This window comes from Teichococcus aerofrigidensis, assembly GCF_054073225.1.
Genome location: NZ_JBSXMU010000086.1, coordinates 1 through 15,190, shown reverse-complemented (window position 1 = coordinate 15,190; position 15,190 = coordinate 1). Strand labels below are relative to the sequence as shown.

14 protein-coding genes are annotated in these 15,190 nt (G+C 69.4%); 4 read left to right on the top strand and 10 right to left on the bottom strand.

From position 1 onward, the window contains the following. Window positions 1–138: 138 nt before the first annotated feature. From ACVMLK_RS15780 to ACVMLK_RS15750, 7 genes are read right to left on the bottom strand one after another with little or no spacing between them, the layout of a single operon-like run. Window positions 139–1,659: an AMP-binding protein gene (locus tag ACVMLK_RS15780; RefSeq protein ID WP_457486925.1), complete on the bottom strand. Its 1,521-nt coding sequence runs from the start codon at window positions 1,657–1,659 to the stop codon at window positions 139–141. After that, window positions 1,656–2,669, bottom strand: a complete 1,014-nt coding sequence (locus ACVMLK_RS15775; protein WP_457486924.1) for an NAD(P)H-dependent flavin oxidoreductase — start codon at window positions 2,667–2,669, stop codon at window positions 1,656–1,658. Before ACVMLK_RS15775 ends, ACVMLK_RS15780 begins: the two co-directional genes overlap by 4 nt. A gap of 1 nt (window position 2,670) precedes the next feature. Continuing rightward, a complete protein-coding gene (locus ACVMLK_RS15770; protein ID WP_198365789.1) occupies window positions 2,671–3,486 on the bottom strand; it encodes an SDR family NAD(P)-dependent oxidoreductase in 816 nt (271 codons plus the stop codon). Between the two features lie 9 nt (window positions 3,487–3,495). Next, window positions 3,496–4,290: an enoyl-CoA hydratase/isomerase family protein gene (locus ACVMLK_RS15765; RefSeq protein WP_457486923.1), complete on the bottom strand. Its 795-nt coding sequence runs from the start codon at window positions 4,288–4,290 to the stop codon at window positions 3,496–3,498. A 12-nt stretch (window positions 4,291–4,302) separates the two neighbouring features. Then, window positions 4,303–5,451, bottom strand: a complete 1,149-nt coding sequence (locus ACVMLK_RS15760; RefSeq protein ID WP_457486922.1) for a thiolase family protein — start codon at window positions 5,449–5,451, stop codon at window positions 4,303–4,305. Beyond that, on the bottom strand, window positions 5,448–5,846 hold the full coding sequence (locus ACVMLK_RS15755) for a Zn-ribbon domain-containing OB-fold protein (protein ID WP_457486921.1): 399 nt from the start codon (window positions 5,844–5,846) through the stop codon (window positions 5,448–5,450). The genes ACVMLK_RS15760 and ACVMLK_RS15755 overlap by 4 nt, the downstream gene beginning before the upstream one ends. A gap of 23 nt (window positions 5,847–5,869) precedes the next feature. Next, window positions 5,870–6,838: a Bug family tripartite tricarboxylate transporter substrate binding protein gene (locus tag ACVMLK_RS15750; protein ID WP_457486920.1), complete on the bottom strand. Its 969-nt coding sequence runs from the start codon at window positions 6,836–6,838 to the stop codon at window positions 5,870–5,872. A 167-nt stretch (window positions 6,839–7,005) separates the two neighbouring features. On the opposite strand from ACVMLK_RS15750, the gene ACVMLK_RS15745 reads away from it, so the two are divergent. Beyond that, entirely contained in the window at window positions 7,006–7,656 is a 651-nt protein-coding gene (locus ACVMLK_RS15745) for a TetR/AcrR family transcriptional regulator (RefSeq protein ID WP_198365784.1), read from the top strand. Window positions 7,657–7,757: 101 nt separating this feature from the next. Further along, on the top strand, window positions 7,758–8,744 hold the full coding sequence (locus tag ACVMLK_RS15740) for a Bug family tripartite tricarboxylate transporter substrate binding protein (protein ID WP_422921830.1): 987 nt from the start codon (window positions 7,758–7,760) through the stop codon (window positions 8,742–8,744). A 125-nt stretch (window positions 8,745–8,869) separates the two neighbouring features. Here ACVMLK_RS15740 and ACVMLK_RS15735 read toward each other — a convergent pair whose 3' ends face one another. The 3 genes from ACVMLK_RS15735 to ACVMLK_RS15725 form a co-directional block, all read right to left on the bottom strand. Next, a complete protein-coding gene (locus tag ACVMLK_RS15735) occupies window positions 8,870–9,847 on the bottom strand; it encodes a Bug family tripartite tricarboxylate transporter substrate binding protein (RefSeq protein WP_457486919.1) in 978 nt (325 codons plus the stop codon). After that, complete coding sequence (locus ACVMLK_RS15730; protein ID WP_457486918.1) at window positions 9,844–10,833, bottom strand: Bug family tripartite tricarboxylate transporter substrate binding protein; 990 nt, start codon at window positions 10,831–10,833, stop codon at window positions 9,844–9,846. The genes ACVMLK_RS15735 and ACVMLK_RS15730 overlap by 4 nt, the downstream gene beginning before the upstream one ends. 111 nt (window positions 10,834–10,944) lie before the next feature. After that, complete coding sequence (locus ACVMLK_RS15725) at window positions 10,945–11,682, bottom strand: IclR family transcriptional regulator (RefSeq protein ID WP_198365780.1); 738 nt, start codon at window positions 11,680–11,682, stop codon at window positions 10,945–10,947. Window positions 11,683–11,907: 225 nt separating this feature from the next. On the opposite strand from ACVMLK_RS15725, the gene ACVMLK_RS15720 reads away from it, so the two are divergent. Continuing rightward, the gene (locus ACVMLK_RS15720; RefSeq protein ID WP_457486917.1) at window positions 11,908–13,053 is read left to right on the top strand and encodes an acyl-CoA dehydrogenase family protein; all 1,146 of its coding nucleotides are present in this window, start codon (window positions 11,908–11,910) and stop codon (window positions 13,051–13,053) included. Continuing rightward, a partial coding sequence (locus tag ACVMLK_RS15715) for an acetate--CoA ligase family protein (RefSeq protein ID WP_457486916.1) occupies window positions 13,050–15,190 on the top strand: 2,141 nt, incomplete at its 3' end. The genes ACVMLK_RS15720 and ACVMLK_RS15715, both read left to right, overlap by 4 nt.

The following is a 15,190-nucleotide window of genomic DNA, read 5'->3' as shown; positions in this document are numbered from 1 at the left end:
GATTTGGCTACCATCGTGGCTATTCGCGGCTACCGACAATCTTCGCAACGGAACCTCCAATAGGGGTGTTCATTTCTCCAGCGTTCGAGACTTCATCCTCCCGCCTACGGGGCTGTCACGCGGATAGTCAGGCGCAGCTCACGGCCTGTCCGCACCATAGGCTTCCCGCAGTCGTCGCTTGAAGATCTTGCCCATACTGTCTCGCGGCATGTCCGGCACCAGCCAGATCCGGCGCGGCACCTTGTAGCCCGCTAGCTGCGCCTGCAGATGCCCACGGATCGCCGCATCCATCGGCGCGGCACCGGACCTGAGCTGGACGGCGGCCACCAGGGCCTCGCCATATTCCGCGTCCGGCACGCCGAAAATGGCGCAGTCCAGCACATCGGGATGCGTGATCAGCGCTGCCTCGATCTCGGCCGGATAGATGTTCACTCCGCCGGAAATCACCATGTCCCGCTTGCGATCGGTGACAAACAGGAAGCCTTCCGCGTTCAAATGGCCGACATCGCCATTGGTGACATGGCCGTCGCGCTCCACGCGGGCGCGTTCCTCCGGCATGTTGTGATAGGTGAAGGGCAGCGCATTCGGGCCGGAATCGACGAAGATCTCGCCGGTCTCGCCGGGCGGCAGGATACGGCCCTCCTCATCCAGGATGCGGATAGAGGTGCCGGGCAGTGCCCGCCCCACCGTGCCGGGAAAACGCAGCCAGTCCGCGGCGCTGCAACTGGTGATCAGGCTCATCTCGGTCGAACCATAGGTTTCAGAAAGGATCGGGCCCCACCAGTCGAGCATGGCGCGCTTCACCTCCGGCGCGCAGGCGGAACCGCCATGCGTTACCCCTTCCAGTGAGGAAAGGTCGTAGCGCGCCCGTACCGCCTCCGGCAGCTTCAGCAGTCGCACCAGCATGATCGGCACCAGGGCCAGATGCGTCAGGCGATGCGCCTGGAGGGAGTGCAGCAGTTCCTCCGCATCGAAGCGCGGCAGTACCAGGATGAGCTCGGCTTGGGCCAGCGCCACCCGCGCATTGGAGGCCGGGCCGGCATGGTAGAGCGGCCCCACCACCGCCGTCCGCATCCCCGGTCGCGCCCCGCCGGCCAGGGTGCGGATGCGCCGCGCGGCGTCATGCTGCTCCGGCGTGCCGGGCAGCCGGCGCACGCCCTTGGCCCTTCCGGTAGTGCCGGAGGTATAGAGCATCATCCCGAGCGAAGGCGGCGTCGGCGCCGTCCAGGGCGGTTGGGCATCGCGCCAGGCCGGCCAGTCCAGTGTACCTTCCGGTGCTGCGGGGATCGCGCCCAGGCCATAGGCTGCGGCGATCTCCGGCGGCGTCGGTACCACGATCACCGCCACCTGCGGCGGCACCAGGGGTTCGATATGCGGCAGCAGGTCGGCATGCACCACCAGCACTCGGGCGCCGCTGTCCTGCAGCACATGCCCGGCCTCCTCGGCGCGAAAATGCCAGTTGATGGCAACCAGCGGCGCGCCTAGCCGGTCGGCGGCGAGGATCACTTCCAGATAGGCGGGCTCGTTGCGCAGCATCACGGCAATGCGCTCGCCGGCGGTGACGCCCAGCGCGGCCAAGCCGCTGGCGGCGCGTGCGGCGCGGTCGCGCAACGCCGTCCCGTCGATGTTGTGCGTGCCGAAGAGGATGGTCTGGGTCATGCGGACACCATGTCCAGGGTCAGGCCGGCCAAGCGCCGTCGCGCCGCGACCGCCTCTGTCATCAGCCGGTCGAAAATGGCTGCCATCGGCTCCACCATGTCGCAGAAGGCAGCGGCGGGGCCGCAGGAGAGCATGCCGCGTTCCACATCGCCATCGCGATAGGCATGGTCGCGGGATCTCGTGCCGCCGACGAGGTCGGCAAACTCAGCATGGTCGCGGGCGCCGGCCGCCTCCCGCCGGAGCACCTCACGGGAGGTCGCATTCTCCAGCACCCGCCAGGCGCCCATGGGGTGCGTGCCGGCAAAGGTCACCACGGAGGAATCCTGTGCCGCCGCAACGATGCGCGCTTTATAGGTGGGATGCGCCCAGATCTCCGCCGCCGCCAGCAGGCGGGAGCCGAGCAGCACCCCTTCCGCGCCGGAGGCCAGGGCGGCGAGAAGGCTCTCCCCGGTGCCGATGCCGCCCGCGACCACCAGGGGCACGGAAAGCTGCCGCGCCGCCATGGGCGCCACCACCAGCGACCCCAGCTGGGCGGCGCCGGGATGGCCACCGGCCTCCACCCCGATCAGGCAGATGGCATCCGCCCCGGCGCGCTCGGCATTCAGCGCATGGCGCAGCAACGGGCATTTGTGGATGGCGATGCCGCCCGCGGCATGGATGCGATGGATCAGGTCGCCCGGGGCACGGCCCACCGTCTCGAAATGCCGCACGCCGGCGCGCAGCGACAGCTCCAGCCAGGCTTCCAGGCGAAGATTGTGCCCCTCCACCTTCGAGACATTGAGGTTCACGCCGAAGGGCAAGCCGCCGGTCAGCTCGCGGCACTTTTCCAGCTCGCGCGCGAAGCCATCCGGTTCGGCAAAGGAGCGCGGCGTCAGGAAGGCCATGCCGCCCGCCCGCACCACGGCGGCGACATAGCGCGCATCGGACAGCCACATCAGCCCGCCGGCCAGGATCGGGTGACGGATGCCGAAGAGGTCGGTCAGGCGGGTGCGGAAGACGGGGAGATGCATGTCAGGGCATCGCATAGCCGCCGCTGGCGCCGATATGCTGCCCGGTGATGAAGGCGGCACGATCGGAGGCCAGGAAGGCGACGACGCCGCTGACATCCTCCGGCCGCGACAGCCGGCCCAATCCCTTGGCCGCAGGATAGGCGTTCAGCATTTTCGCCAGGCGCTCATTGGTCTCCGGCGTGGCATCGGCGCTGGTCGCCTGGCCAGGGGCGATGCCCTCATGGCTGACGGCGCCCAGCACCACCACATTGGCGGTGATGCGGTCACGCCCATGCTCCTTGGCCAGGGACTTGGTCAGGCCGATGATCGCCGCCTTGGCGCCGGAATAGGCGGCCAGCCGCGCCTCGCCGATCCGCCCCGCCTCGGAGGCGATCGAAATCACCCGCCCCCATTTCTCCCCGACCATGTCGGGCAGCACGGCGCGGCAGCAATACATGGTGCCGTAGACGTTCAGCTCGACCGTCTGGTGCATCTCGCTGTCGGGCGTGTCGATGAAGGTCGGCGGCATGCCCCCCTTGGCGCGGCGACCGGGGGTGACGCCGGCATTGTTCACCAGGATGGTGATGGGGCCGAAAGCCTCTCGCCCGCGTGCCACCAGGGCTGCCACGGAATCTGCCTTGGTAATATCGCCGGGGGAGGCCGTGGCCTCGCCGCCCGCCTCGCGGATCTCCCGCACCACCGCCTCGGCGCGCTCAGGAAAGAGGTCGTTGACGATGACCTTGACGCCCTCGGCGGCCAGCTCGCGGCAAATGGCCCGGCCGACGCCCTGGCCGCCGCCGGTGACAAGGGCCACGCGACCCTGCAGCTTCAGTTCCATGCGATCCTCTCAGCGCCCGACGAAGGCAGGCTTGCGTTTCTCGACAAAGGCGCGGAAGCCTTCTCGGCGGTCCTCGCTGTCGGTCAGCATGCCGGCGGCATAGCGTTCGAGTTCGAAGCCGGCCTCGAAGCCGCCCTGCATGCCGGCATTCACCGCTCGCTTGGCGAAGGCCACCGCCAGCGGCGGCATCTCTGCAATTTTGCGCGCCGTCTCCATGGCGGCGGCCAGCACGTCGCGCTCCACCACCTTGCTGACCAGGCCGATGGCCAGGGCCTTCTCCGCCGTCAGGTGCTCGGCGGTGAACATCAGCTCCTTGGCCATGCTGGCGCCGACAACTCGCGGCAGGGTCTGGGTGCCGCCGGCGCCGGGAATGGCGCCCAGCCGCACTTCCGGCAGGCCCATCCGTGCATGCGCCACCGCGTACCGGATGTCGGCGGTGAGCGCCAACTCCATGCCGCCGCCCAACGCCACGCCATTGATGGCGGCGATCAGCGGCCGCTCGAATTCCTGCATTCCGCGGATCAGCTGGTGCGTCGCCTTCTGCGCCATGAAGTATTCCGGGCCGGTGCGGCGCAGCTCGGCGCGTTCCTTGATGTCGGCACCGGCGCAGAAGGCGCGGTCGCCGGCCCCGGTCAGGATGACACAGCGTAGCCCGGCATCCTCCTTGGCCAGGCGGAAGAAGGCAGTGGCCAGATCCTCCTTCATGCTGCCGCCAATGGAATTCATCCGCTCCGGCCGGTTCAGCGTGACGGTCGCGACGCCCTCCACCTGCTCATAGATCAGCGTCGACAATTCCTCGCGCATGGCGCTTCTCCCTCAATCCCGCTGCAGCACATGGCCGACGGCGACCGAGCCCAGCCCGATCATGTGCGCGAGCCCCGTGCGCGCGCCCGGATGCTGGCGCCCCTCGGCCTCGCCGCGCAGCTGCCGCACGATTTCCGCGACCTGCCCGGCGCCGGTTGGCCCGATCGGATGACCCATGCCGAGCAGCCCGCCCGAAGGGTTCACCGCGCAGCCGCCGCCGCCAATATCCCAGCGCCCAGCCCGCAGCTGCGCCGCGCCCTGGCCCAGCGGGCAAAGGCCGAGCGCCTCCGCATAAACGATCTCCTCAATGCTGAAGGCGTCGTGCAGCTCGATGATATCCACCTCGCCCATGGCGACACCGGCCTGTTCCAGCGCCGCCAGGCCGGAGCGCTGCACCATTTCCACCAGGCTCCAGCCCTCGTCGGCAACAGCGTGCTCGGAGGAAGCGACGGAGGAGAGCACGCGGATGGCGCGGCCGCGATCCAGCCCGTGGCGGCGGATGGCCTCCTCGCTCGCCACGATCACCGCGGCGGCGCCTTCCCCGCGCGGGGTGCATTGCAGAGAGGTGAGGTCGCCGGCCACGCGGTTGCTGTTCAGCACCTGCTCCAGCGTGCGGGGCTTGCGGAACTGGGCGTAGGGATTGCGCGCGGCATTGCCGTGGTTCTTCACCGCGACAAGCGCCATCTCCTCCGGCGTCAACCCGTAGCGGTCGCGCCAGGCGCGGGCCATCAGAGCGAATTTCACCGCGGGGATCTCGGCGGCCGGCGTCAGGCGAGGGATGCCATCCTTGTGCGCTGCGCGCTGGCCGCTGCCGAACTTGTCGACGCCGAGCGCCAGCGCAACCTCGTGCTGGCCGCTGGCCACCATCAGGCAGGCCGTGCGGAAGGCGGAGGAGCCGGAGGCGGAGGCATTCTCCACCTGCATCACCTCGAGCCCGGTGGAGCCAATATGCCGCAGCATCACCCGCCCCGCCGCCATGCCGATGGCGCCGGTGCCGATGGCGGCGAAACCCACCGCCGGCCAGTCCAGCCCGGCATCGGCCAGGGCTCGGCGCAGCGCGGTCAGGCCCAGCGTGACATAGGGGATTTCGGTCGGGAACTGGTAGGGATGCATGCCGATGCCCACCACCCGCACCGGACGCATCTCGCGCAGGCCGCTCATGCCGCGCCCTCCAGCATGCGGAAGCGGCAGACCAGCAGTGGGCCGCGCTCGCTGTCCTCCGGCGCCAGCACGGCCTGGACCAGGGTGCCGGGCGGCACTTCCTCGGTGCCTTCCAGAATGCCATCCAGCACCGGACCTTCCTCCAGCCGCAGCCGCGCCACCAGCAGCGGTACCGCCATGCCGGGGGAGAGCGGCTGATGGATGGTGATGCAAGTCAGCACCGTGCCGCGGCCGCTGAGTTGGATCGGCTCCGCCGCCTCGGCCGGTGTGGCGCCGATGCCGTACGCGGTGCGGGGGAAGGCGATGGTGCCCGTGGCGGGATCACGCAGCGCCAGCAGCACGGCGCCGTCGCCGGTGCCGGAGGGCGCGTAGAGCCCTGGGTCGCGAAGCGGCAAATCCGTCTCTCCCTGGAAGGGGGTCATTGCGGGTGCAGTCCCGCCACGGCCACGCCGCGCGCGGCGCGGGCGCGCTCATCGGCGAAGAAGCGAGAGAGCTCCTCGGGCCCCAGATAGGCGGGGCCATTGCCGACCTGGCGCAGCCGCTCCGTCACCTCGGGCTCGGCCAGGGTGGCGCGCATGGCGGCATCCAGCCGCTGCAGCTGCGGCTCCGGCAGGCGGGCCGGGGCGGCGAGAGCCGTCCAGCTCTGTACCACCACCTCCGGGTAACGCGTGGACAGCAGCGGCAGATCGGGATAGGCCAGATCCGGGACGCTGCCGCCATTGGCGATCACCCGCACCCGGCCAGATTCCAAATGCGGCGCCAGCGGGCCGCGGCTGTCGAACAGGAAATCCACCTCCCCCGCCACCAGCCCGTTCATGGCGGCGGCGCTGCCGCGATAGGGCACATGAGTGGCCCGGGCACCGACGGCGTTGAGAAAGATCTCCGCCCCCACATGCATGGCGAAGCCGATGCCGGGGGAACCGTAATTGGCCGCATCGCCCTTGCGCCGGAGGTGCGCGACCAGACCATCCACATCGCGCACGCCGGTGGCGGCGGGCACCGCCAGCAGGAAGCCGCCGGCGGTGATGCGCGAGACCAGGCGGATGTCGCGCACCGGATCGAAGGGCAGGTTGCGGAACAGGCGGGGGTTCAGCGTGACGATGCCGCCGGAGAGCAGCATCAGCGTCTGCCCGTCCGGCGCGGCGCGAGTCAGGAATTCAACCGCCAGATTGCCGCCGGCGCCAGGGCGGTTGTCCACCACCACAGCCTGGCCCAGGCGCTGCGCCAGGCCGGGCTGCACAATGCGGGCGATCAGGTCGGTAATGCTGCTGGGGGAGGAGCCGCAGACCATGCGGATCGGCTGGGCGCCGCCCTGAGCAGCGGCCACGCCCGGAAGCAGCGCGGCTGTGGCCATGGCGGCCAGGGCCGCGCGGCGCGGCATGGACATGGAGGCTTCTCCCCTGCTTCGCGCGTTCTCTGCCCGCATGGGGCGATCCGCGCTTGTGACTTCATGGTACCCTAAGTGACTTTTGAGTCAACTCCAATGCGCCGATGGTCACGCGGCTTGCGCCGCGGCGCTGGGCCGGGCAGATGACGGGAAGCAGGAAGGCAGGGATGACCCGGACGGCAGCCGAGAAGAAGCCAGCACGCTGGGCGGATGCCGTCCCGGCCCGCGAGGCGCAGTACGAAAGCAAGCGCCGCGCCCTGGTGCGGGAGGCCGCCCGCGCCTTCGGCCGGCGCGGCTTCCACAACACCTCGCTGGAGGAGATCGCGGAGACGCTCGGCGTGACCAAGCCGGCGCTCTACCGCTATGTCCGCACCAAGCACGAGATCCTGTTCGAGGCGAAAAGCATTGCTTTCGATGCCGGCGCCCGGGCACGGGAGATGGCAGCGGAAGGCAGCCAGGATCCTCTGGAACGGCTGCGCCTCTACATCGTCCACTATATCGACCTGGTGACCAGCGAGCTCGGCTCCTATGCGGTGCTGGCGGAGCCGGTGACCTCGCTGCCCCCGGAATATGCCGAGCCGATCCGCGCCCGCATGCGAGAAGCCGATCGTGCCCTCCGCGCCATGGTGCAGGCAGCCATGGAGGCCGGCGCCATGCCACAGGGCGATCCCCGCTTGGCCGTCGCCTTCTTCATGGGCGCCATCAACCACATCGCCCGCTGGTACACGCCCGAAGGCTCGCTAAGCGGCCGGCAGATCGGCGAGATCTTTGCCGGCTTTGTGCTGAACGGCCTGCGGGGGCCGGCGCCGCCGGGCTGATCCGGCCAAACTTGACTCTATAGTAACTTCCGGGACCAATAGGTCACGCTGCCGGATGGCGGCTGGCGGCGCCCTGCGCCGACCGGAAAGGAGGAACCGTTATGACCTGGACCCGTCGGGGCGCCATCGCCCTGGCCGGCACCCTGCCCCTTGCCCGGGTGCCGGGCCTCCGGGCACAGCCCGCGCTGCCGCCTGGCTATCCTGCCAAGCCGATCCGGCTGCTGATCGGCTTCGCCCCCGGGGGTGCCACCGATATCGCCGCCCGGTTGGCCGCCCCCATCCTGTCGCAGCTGCTGGGGCAGCAGGTGGTGCCGGAAAACCGCTCGGGCGCCGGCGGCAACCTGGCGACCGAGATGACGGCCCGCGCCCCGGCCGATGGCTATATCCTGCTGATGCTGACGCCCGGCCAGATCGTCACCAACCCGCTACTGATGCCGGTGCCCTATGATCCGGAGCGCGACATCAGCATCATCGCGCGCATGACCGCGGGGCAACTGGTGATGGTGGTGCCCAGGGCCTCCCCCTTCCAGGACCTGCCGCAGCTGCTGGCCCGGGCCCGCGCCGGCGGCCCGCCGCTGTCCTACGGCACGCCTGGCCCCGGCACCTCCCAACACATCGTCATGGAGATGCTGAAGAAGGAGGGCGGCTTTCAGGCGACGCATGTGCCTTATCGCGGCAGCGGCCCGGCGGTGACCGACCTGATCGCCGGCAATATCGACTTCATGATCGACAGCGTCAGCCCCACCCTGCCGCATGTTCACAGCGGCGCCCTGCGCGCCATCGCCGTGACCGGCACGGAGCCGCATCCGGATTTCCCCGGCGCGGTGACGCTGAACAGCCTGGTGCCGGGCGTGGTGATGACCACCTGGCTGGGCCTGGGCGCGCCGCCGGGCCTGCCGCCGGGCATGGTGGATTACCTGACCGACATCGTCCGCAGGGCGGTGCAGGATCCGGCCTTCGCTGGACGTATGAAAGAACTGGGCGGGCAATCCGCCTGGCTGGGACCCGCCGATTTCACCGCCATCCTGGCAGCGGAACGCAGGAGCATCGGGGCGGTGATCCGCAACGCCAAAATCCGCCTGGAGTAGAGAAGCATCTTCTCTCTTAAGAAAAGAAGCGAAGACAATTCTCAGTTGGCGCCTCGCCTGAACTGTGAAGCGGGACGCCAACTGACAAAAATTTCTTGGTTCTTACAAAAAAAAGAACGTCGTTTCTACAATGGCTGGGCTCCGGAGCGCCGCACCACCTCCGCCCAGCGCGTCATTTCCGTCTCGACGAAGCGGCCCAGGGCCTCGCCGGCCATCTCGTCCATCGGCCGGCTGCCATTCCCTTCGCCATAGGCCCGCAATTCCGGATCCCGCAGCATGGCGGCAGCCGCGGCGGACAGCCGCTGCACCACCGCCGGAGGCGCCTCGGCCGGCAGGAACAGCCCCGACCAGGCGGAGGACCAGGCCTCCGGCAGGCCGATCTCGGCAACGGTAGGCACATCCGACAAGGCCGGAATGCGCCGCTGCGCGGTAACCGCGAGCGGCCGCATCCGGCCATTGGCCACATGTTCCCGCGTGGTGGCGACATAGTCGAACATCACATCCACCGTGCCCGCCATCAGGTCGGTCAGCGCCGCAGCGGCCCCGGTATAGGAGACATGGGTGGTCTCGATCCCGGCCACGGATTCGAAGAGCACCGCGGTCAGGTGGGTGGAGGTACCGACCCCCGCATGCGCCAGATTGACCCGGCCGGGATGGGCGCGGGCGAAGGCGATGAATTCCGCCGCATTGCGATAGGGCCGCGACGGATTGGCAACGAAGACATTGGAGGATTCAAACAGTCCCTGGATCGGCGTGAAGCTGCGCACGGGGTGATAACCGAGCCGGCGATACAGGGCCGGCGCCCCGGCCATGGCGGCATTGGTGCCATAGAGCACAGTATAGCCATCCGGTGCCGCCCGGGCCACGTATTCGGTGCCGAGCGTGCCGCCGGCGCCGGGGCGGTTCTCGATCACCACCGTCTGGCCCAACTGCTCGCCCAGCTTGCGCGCGGCCAGGCGCGAGGTGGAATCCGTCACACCCGCCGGGGTGAAGGGCACCACCCAGGTCAGGGCGCGGCTCGGGTAGCGCTCCTGCGCCAGGGCCGGCGCCGCCAGCGCGGCAAGGCCGGCGCCCAGGGCCCGGCGGGTCAGCGGCGCGTTCATGAGGGCTGCGCGCCGGAACGGCGGACGATCTCCGACCAGCGCGGGATCTCCTCCTGGATGAAGCGGCCGAAGCGCTCCTTGTTCAGCTCCACCATGGGGCGGCTGCCATTGCTTTCCGCCACCTGGCGGATCTCGGGGTCGCGGATCACCGCTTCGGCCGCCTCGGCCAGGCGGTCGACAATGGGCTGTGGCGTGCCGGCCGGCAGCAGGATGCCGGACCAGCTGGCGGAGAGCGCATCCCCCAGGCCCAGTTGCGCCACGGTGGGTACCTGCGGCAGGGCCGGGATCGGCTCGGCCGCGGTCACCAGCAGCGGGCGCAACCGACCGCCCTCGATATGCGCGCGGGTGGCGACGGCATAGTCGAACATGATGTCGATATTGCCGGCGATCAGGTCGTTCAGCGCCGGGCCGCTGCCGGGATAGGGGATGTGGGTCATCTCGATCCCCGCCACCGTCTGGAACAGCACCGCCGCCAGATGCGTGCCGGTGCCGACACCAGACGTGGCGAAGTTGATGCGGCCGGGATGCTGCTTCGCGTAAGCTACCAGCTCCGCCGCCGTGCGATAGGGGCGGGAGGGATGCACCACCAGCACATTGGGCGTCTCAAACATGCCCTGGATGGGAATGAAGGAGCCCATCGGGTCATAGGGCAGCCGGCGGAACAGGGCAGGCGCGGTGGCCAGCGTGCCCTGGGTGCCATAGATCATGGTGTAGCCATCGGCGGCCGCGCGGGCGGCCAACTCGGTGCCCAGCGTGCCGCCGGCCCCGGGGCGGTTCTCGATGATGATGCTCTGGCCCAGCCGCTCGCCCAGCTTGCGCGCCACCAGGCGCGAATTGACGTCGGTGATGCCGGCCGGGGTGAAGGGCACGATCCAGGTGATCGGCCGGTTCGGATAGGTGCCTTCGGCCCGGGCAAGGGGCAGGCCCAGCGCCGCCGCCAATCCCCCGCACGCGCCGCTCCAGGCAGCCCTTCGGGTGATCCGCATGGTTGTTTCCTCCCTTTCGGCCATCCTGCCGTTACCTCCGAGTCACCGGAATTACCTTCAGGATATCGGAGACCAATCGGGAATCAACACGACTTTATGGAGATACGGCCTTCAGGGGCCGAAGAGCAGCGGGCGCGCCTCCTCCAGCGCCGCCAGATAGCGCTCGCGATTGGCCTCGAGCCGCGACACCGGCCCGCCAAGGGAGATCGCCACCGGCTCGCCGCCCACCAGCCCGGCGATGGCGATACCCGCCACCCCCTCTCCCGCCTCGCCCGAAACCCAGGACCAGCCGCGTGCGGCGATCTCGGCCACCGCTCGTTCCAGCGCCTCCGGGTCGGTGATGGTCTGCGGGCCCAGGGCGCGCAGCGGGCGGGATTGCAGCAGGCGCCGCCGCTCCTCGGCCGGCATCAGCGCCAGCAGAGCCTTGCCCAGTGCCGAGGCATGCAGTGCCAGCCGGTCCCCCGGCCGCAGCATGTAACGCAGCACATGGCTGCCTTCCTGGATCGCCACTACCTGCACGCGATGCCCGTCGGGCCGGCCGCAAAGCGCCGTCTCGCCGGTTCTTTCGCTGAGCATGGCAATGGCCTCGGCGGCGAAGGTAACGATGGGATCTCGTGCCGCCGCTTGCTGTGCCAGATCCAGCAGCCGCCGCGTGGGATAGAAGCGGCGGGAGCGCAGGGTGCGCAGCAGAAAGCCCGCCTCATGCAGCGTGTGCAGCAGGTCGGAGGTGCTGCTTTCCGGCAGGCCGATGAGCCGGGCAACCTCCGAATTGGACAATTCCCGCTGCTCGCGGGCGAAGGTCTCGAAGACGGCCAGGGTGCGCAGGGTCGCCGGAACGGTGGTCGGCATCGGGGAACCTCGGGGGAGTGACGGGAAAGGCCGGCGTTAGAGGAGCCAGGCCCGGCTGGCCAGCGCAGCAGCGTCGGTGACTCTCGAGACATTTTGTTGACTTGAAAGTCACTTCGACTAGCATGGCCGCATCGAAGGAAAGGCCACGGCCGCGGAAGGTCGGGCGGGAGGGAATGGTCATGGTGGCGCGCGCATGCATCGGTCCAGCACGGTCCGGAGGTCCCGATGGCCATTGACCTTTCGCCGGAGCAGGAGCTGCTGCGCGACAATGTCCGCCGCTTCCTGGAGCGGGAGGTCACCCCGGTGATCAACCGGCACGAGGCGGCGAAGACCTTCCCCTTCGAGCTGCTGGGGGAGCTGCGGCAATTCGGCTATCTCGGCGGGCGCCTGCCGGAGGCGGAGGGCGGCTTCGGCCTGGACTACGTCACCTGGGGCATGCTGCTGGAGCAGACCGGCTACTGCTGGATGTCGCTGCGCACGCTGGTGAACATCACCAACGGCGCCATCAACCGTCTGCATGCCTATGGAACGCCGGAGCAGAAGGCGCGCTTCCTGCGGCCGCTGCTGGAGAACACCCGACGCGCCTGCTTCGGCCTGACCGAGCCGGAGGTGGGGTCCAATGCCGCCGGCGTGCAGATGCGCGCTGACCGGCGCGGCGACCGCTACCTGCTGAACGGCCGCAAAATGTGGATCACCAACGGCGCCAATGCCGATTTTGCCATCGTCATCGCCCGCACCTTCAGCCCGGATTGCGAGGGCGGGCTGTCCGCCTTCATCGTCGAGCGCGGTGACGGCTACGAGGTGCGCCCGCTGGACACCATGGTGCTGCGCTGCACCGGCACGGCGGAGCTGGGCTTCAGCGACATCAGCATCCCGCGCGAGAACCTGCTGGGCGAGGAAGGCGGCGCCTTCCGCCATGTGCTGAAGGGGCTGAACGCCGCACGCGTCAACATCGCCATGGGCGCGGTGGGCGCGGCACAGGCAGCACTCGACCTTTCCATCGACTACGCGAAGACGCGCAAACAGTTCGGCAAGCCGATCGGCAGCTTCCAGCTGGTGCAGAAGCACATCGTCGACATGACCATCCGCACCGAGGCGGCGCGCGCCCTCTCCTACAATGCCGCGACCGCGCTGGATCGCGGCCGCGATGCGCGCACCGAATGCTCCATCGCCAAGCTCTATGCCACTGAGGCGGCGCATGAAGTGGCCAGCATGGCGCTGCAGGTGCATGGCGGCATGGGCTACTCCACCGATTACCCGATCGAGCGCATCTTTCGCGACACCCGCGGCGGCATGATCCCGGAGGGCACCACGGAAATCCAGACGCTGATCGCCGGCCGCGAGATCCTGGAGCTTTCGGCGCTGTCATGAGCGGCTTCTCCGATCTTTCCCCGCTTTTCGATCCGCGCTCCGTCGTGCTGGTCGGCGCTTCCGAGCGTGCCGCCAGCGTCGGCGGGCGCACGCTGTCGAACATCCTGGATCATTCGGAGTTCCGCGGCGCGCTGCACCTCGTGAATGCCACGCGGTCGGAGATCCGCGGCCGCGCCTGCCACCGCCGCGTCGCCGACCTGTCGGAGGTGCCGGAGCTGGCGGTGATCGCCGTCCCCGCCGCCGGCGTGATGGAGGCGCTGCGGGACTGCGCCGCGCTGGGCGTGAAATACGTCATCATCTTGTCCTCCGGCTTCGGCGAGACCGGCGAGGCCGGCCGCGCGGTGGAAGCGGAGATGCAGGCCCTGGCGCGCGCCAGCGGCATGCGGCTCTACGGCCCGAACTGCCCGGGCGTCACCAATATCAACAAGCGGCTGGGCTTCACCTTCTCTCCCGCCTTCTCGCATGACCTGCGGCCGGGCCCGATCGGCCTGGCGACGCAGGGCGGCGGGCTGGGCCGCAACCTGCTGCAATCCATGGAGCGCGGCACCGGCTTCGCGCTCTGGTGCTCCACTGGCAACGAGGTGGATCTGCAGGTCGCGGACTTCATCCATTACATGGCCGGCGCGCCGGATGTACGGGTGATCGGCACCATCCTGGAAGGCATCAAGGACGGGCCGCGCTTCCTGGCCGCCGCCCGCGCCGCCGCCGAGGCGGGCAAGCCCATCGTCGCGCTGAAGGTCGGCCGCTCCGCTTATGGCACGCGCGCCGCCGCCTCGCACACCGCCTCCCTCACCGGCTCCGCCGAGGTGAACAGCGCCGCCTTCCGCCAGTTGGGCATCATCGAGGTGGACGACATCGACGAGCTGGTCGATGTCGCTTCCCTGCTCGCCCGCGGCCGGCCGCGAGGCGGCGAGCGCATCGCCATTTTCGGCTCCTCCGGCGGCGCCTGTGCCCTCGCGGCCGACATGGTCGGCCAGGCCGGGCTGGTGCTGGCCGATCTGGCGCCGGAAACCACGGCGGCGCTGGCGGAAAAACTGCCGCCCTATGCCGCGCTGGGCAATCCGGTGGATACCACCACCGTCACCCTGACCAATCCTGGCGTGATTGAGGAGACGCTCGCCGCCGTCGCCAACGATCCGGCCGTTTCCCTGGTGATGATGCCCATGCCGCTGGATTACGGCAGCGTCTCGCAGACCGTGGCGGAGCGCATAGTGGCGGCGCAGGAAAAGTCCCCCATCCCGCTGGTGCCAGTCTGGATGAGCGAGCGCACCGGCGCCGCCTATCGCTGCTTCGCCGAGGCGGGCATGGTGCCGATGCGCAGCCTGCGCAATGCCGCAAAGTCCTTCCGCCGCTTCATTGACCATGGCGCCTGGCAGCCCGGTATCCTACCCCAAAGCCTGGGGGCCGGCCTGTCCGAGGCCCCGACCCGCACCCTATCCGAAGCCGAGGGCAAGGCCATGCTGCGCGCCGCGGGCCTGTCCGTGCCGCAAGGCCGGTTGGCGACCAGCGCCGAGGCGACCGCCGCCGCCGCCACGGAACTGGGCTTCCCCGTGGTGTTGAAGATCGCCAGCGCGGAGATCCTGCACAAATCCGACATGGGCGGCGTCGCGCTGAACCTACGTGACGCGGCGGCCGTACGCGATGCCTTCGCCGCCGTTACCCGCGCAGCCGCCCAGCACCATCCCGCTGCCCGCATCGACGGCGTGCTGGTGGAACGCATGGCCCCTGCCGGCGGCGTGGAGCTGCTGCTGTCGGTCTCGCGCGATCCCGTGCTGGGCCATGTCATGACCTGCGGCCTGGGCGGCATCCACGTGGAACTGCTGCGCGACCTGTCCCGCCGCCTGCTGCCGGTCGATGCGGCCGAGGCGCAACGCATGCTGCGTGAGCTGCGTGGCTTCCCGCTGCTGCAAGGCATGCGCGGCACCGCGCCTTGCGACCTGGATGCACTGTGCCAATCCATGGCAGCGCTCTCCGCCCTTGTGGAAGCGCAACCGGAGCGCATCGAGGAAATCGAGATCAACCCGATCCGCAGCGGTGCGGATGGGGCGCAGGTGCTGGATGCGGTGGTCACGCTGCGCGGGGTAGAGTCTGTTATGGACCTGCGGCTGGGTAACGATCAGGCTGCGCGGCATGAGTG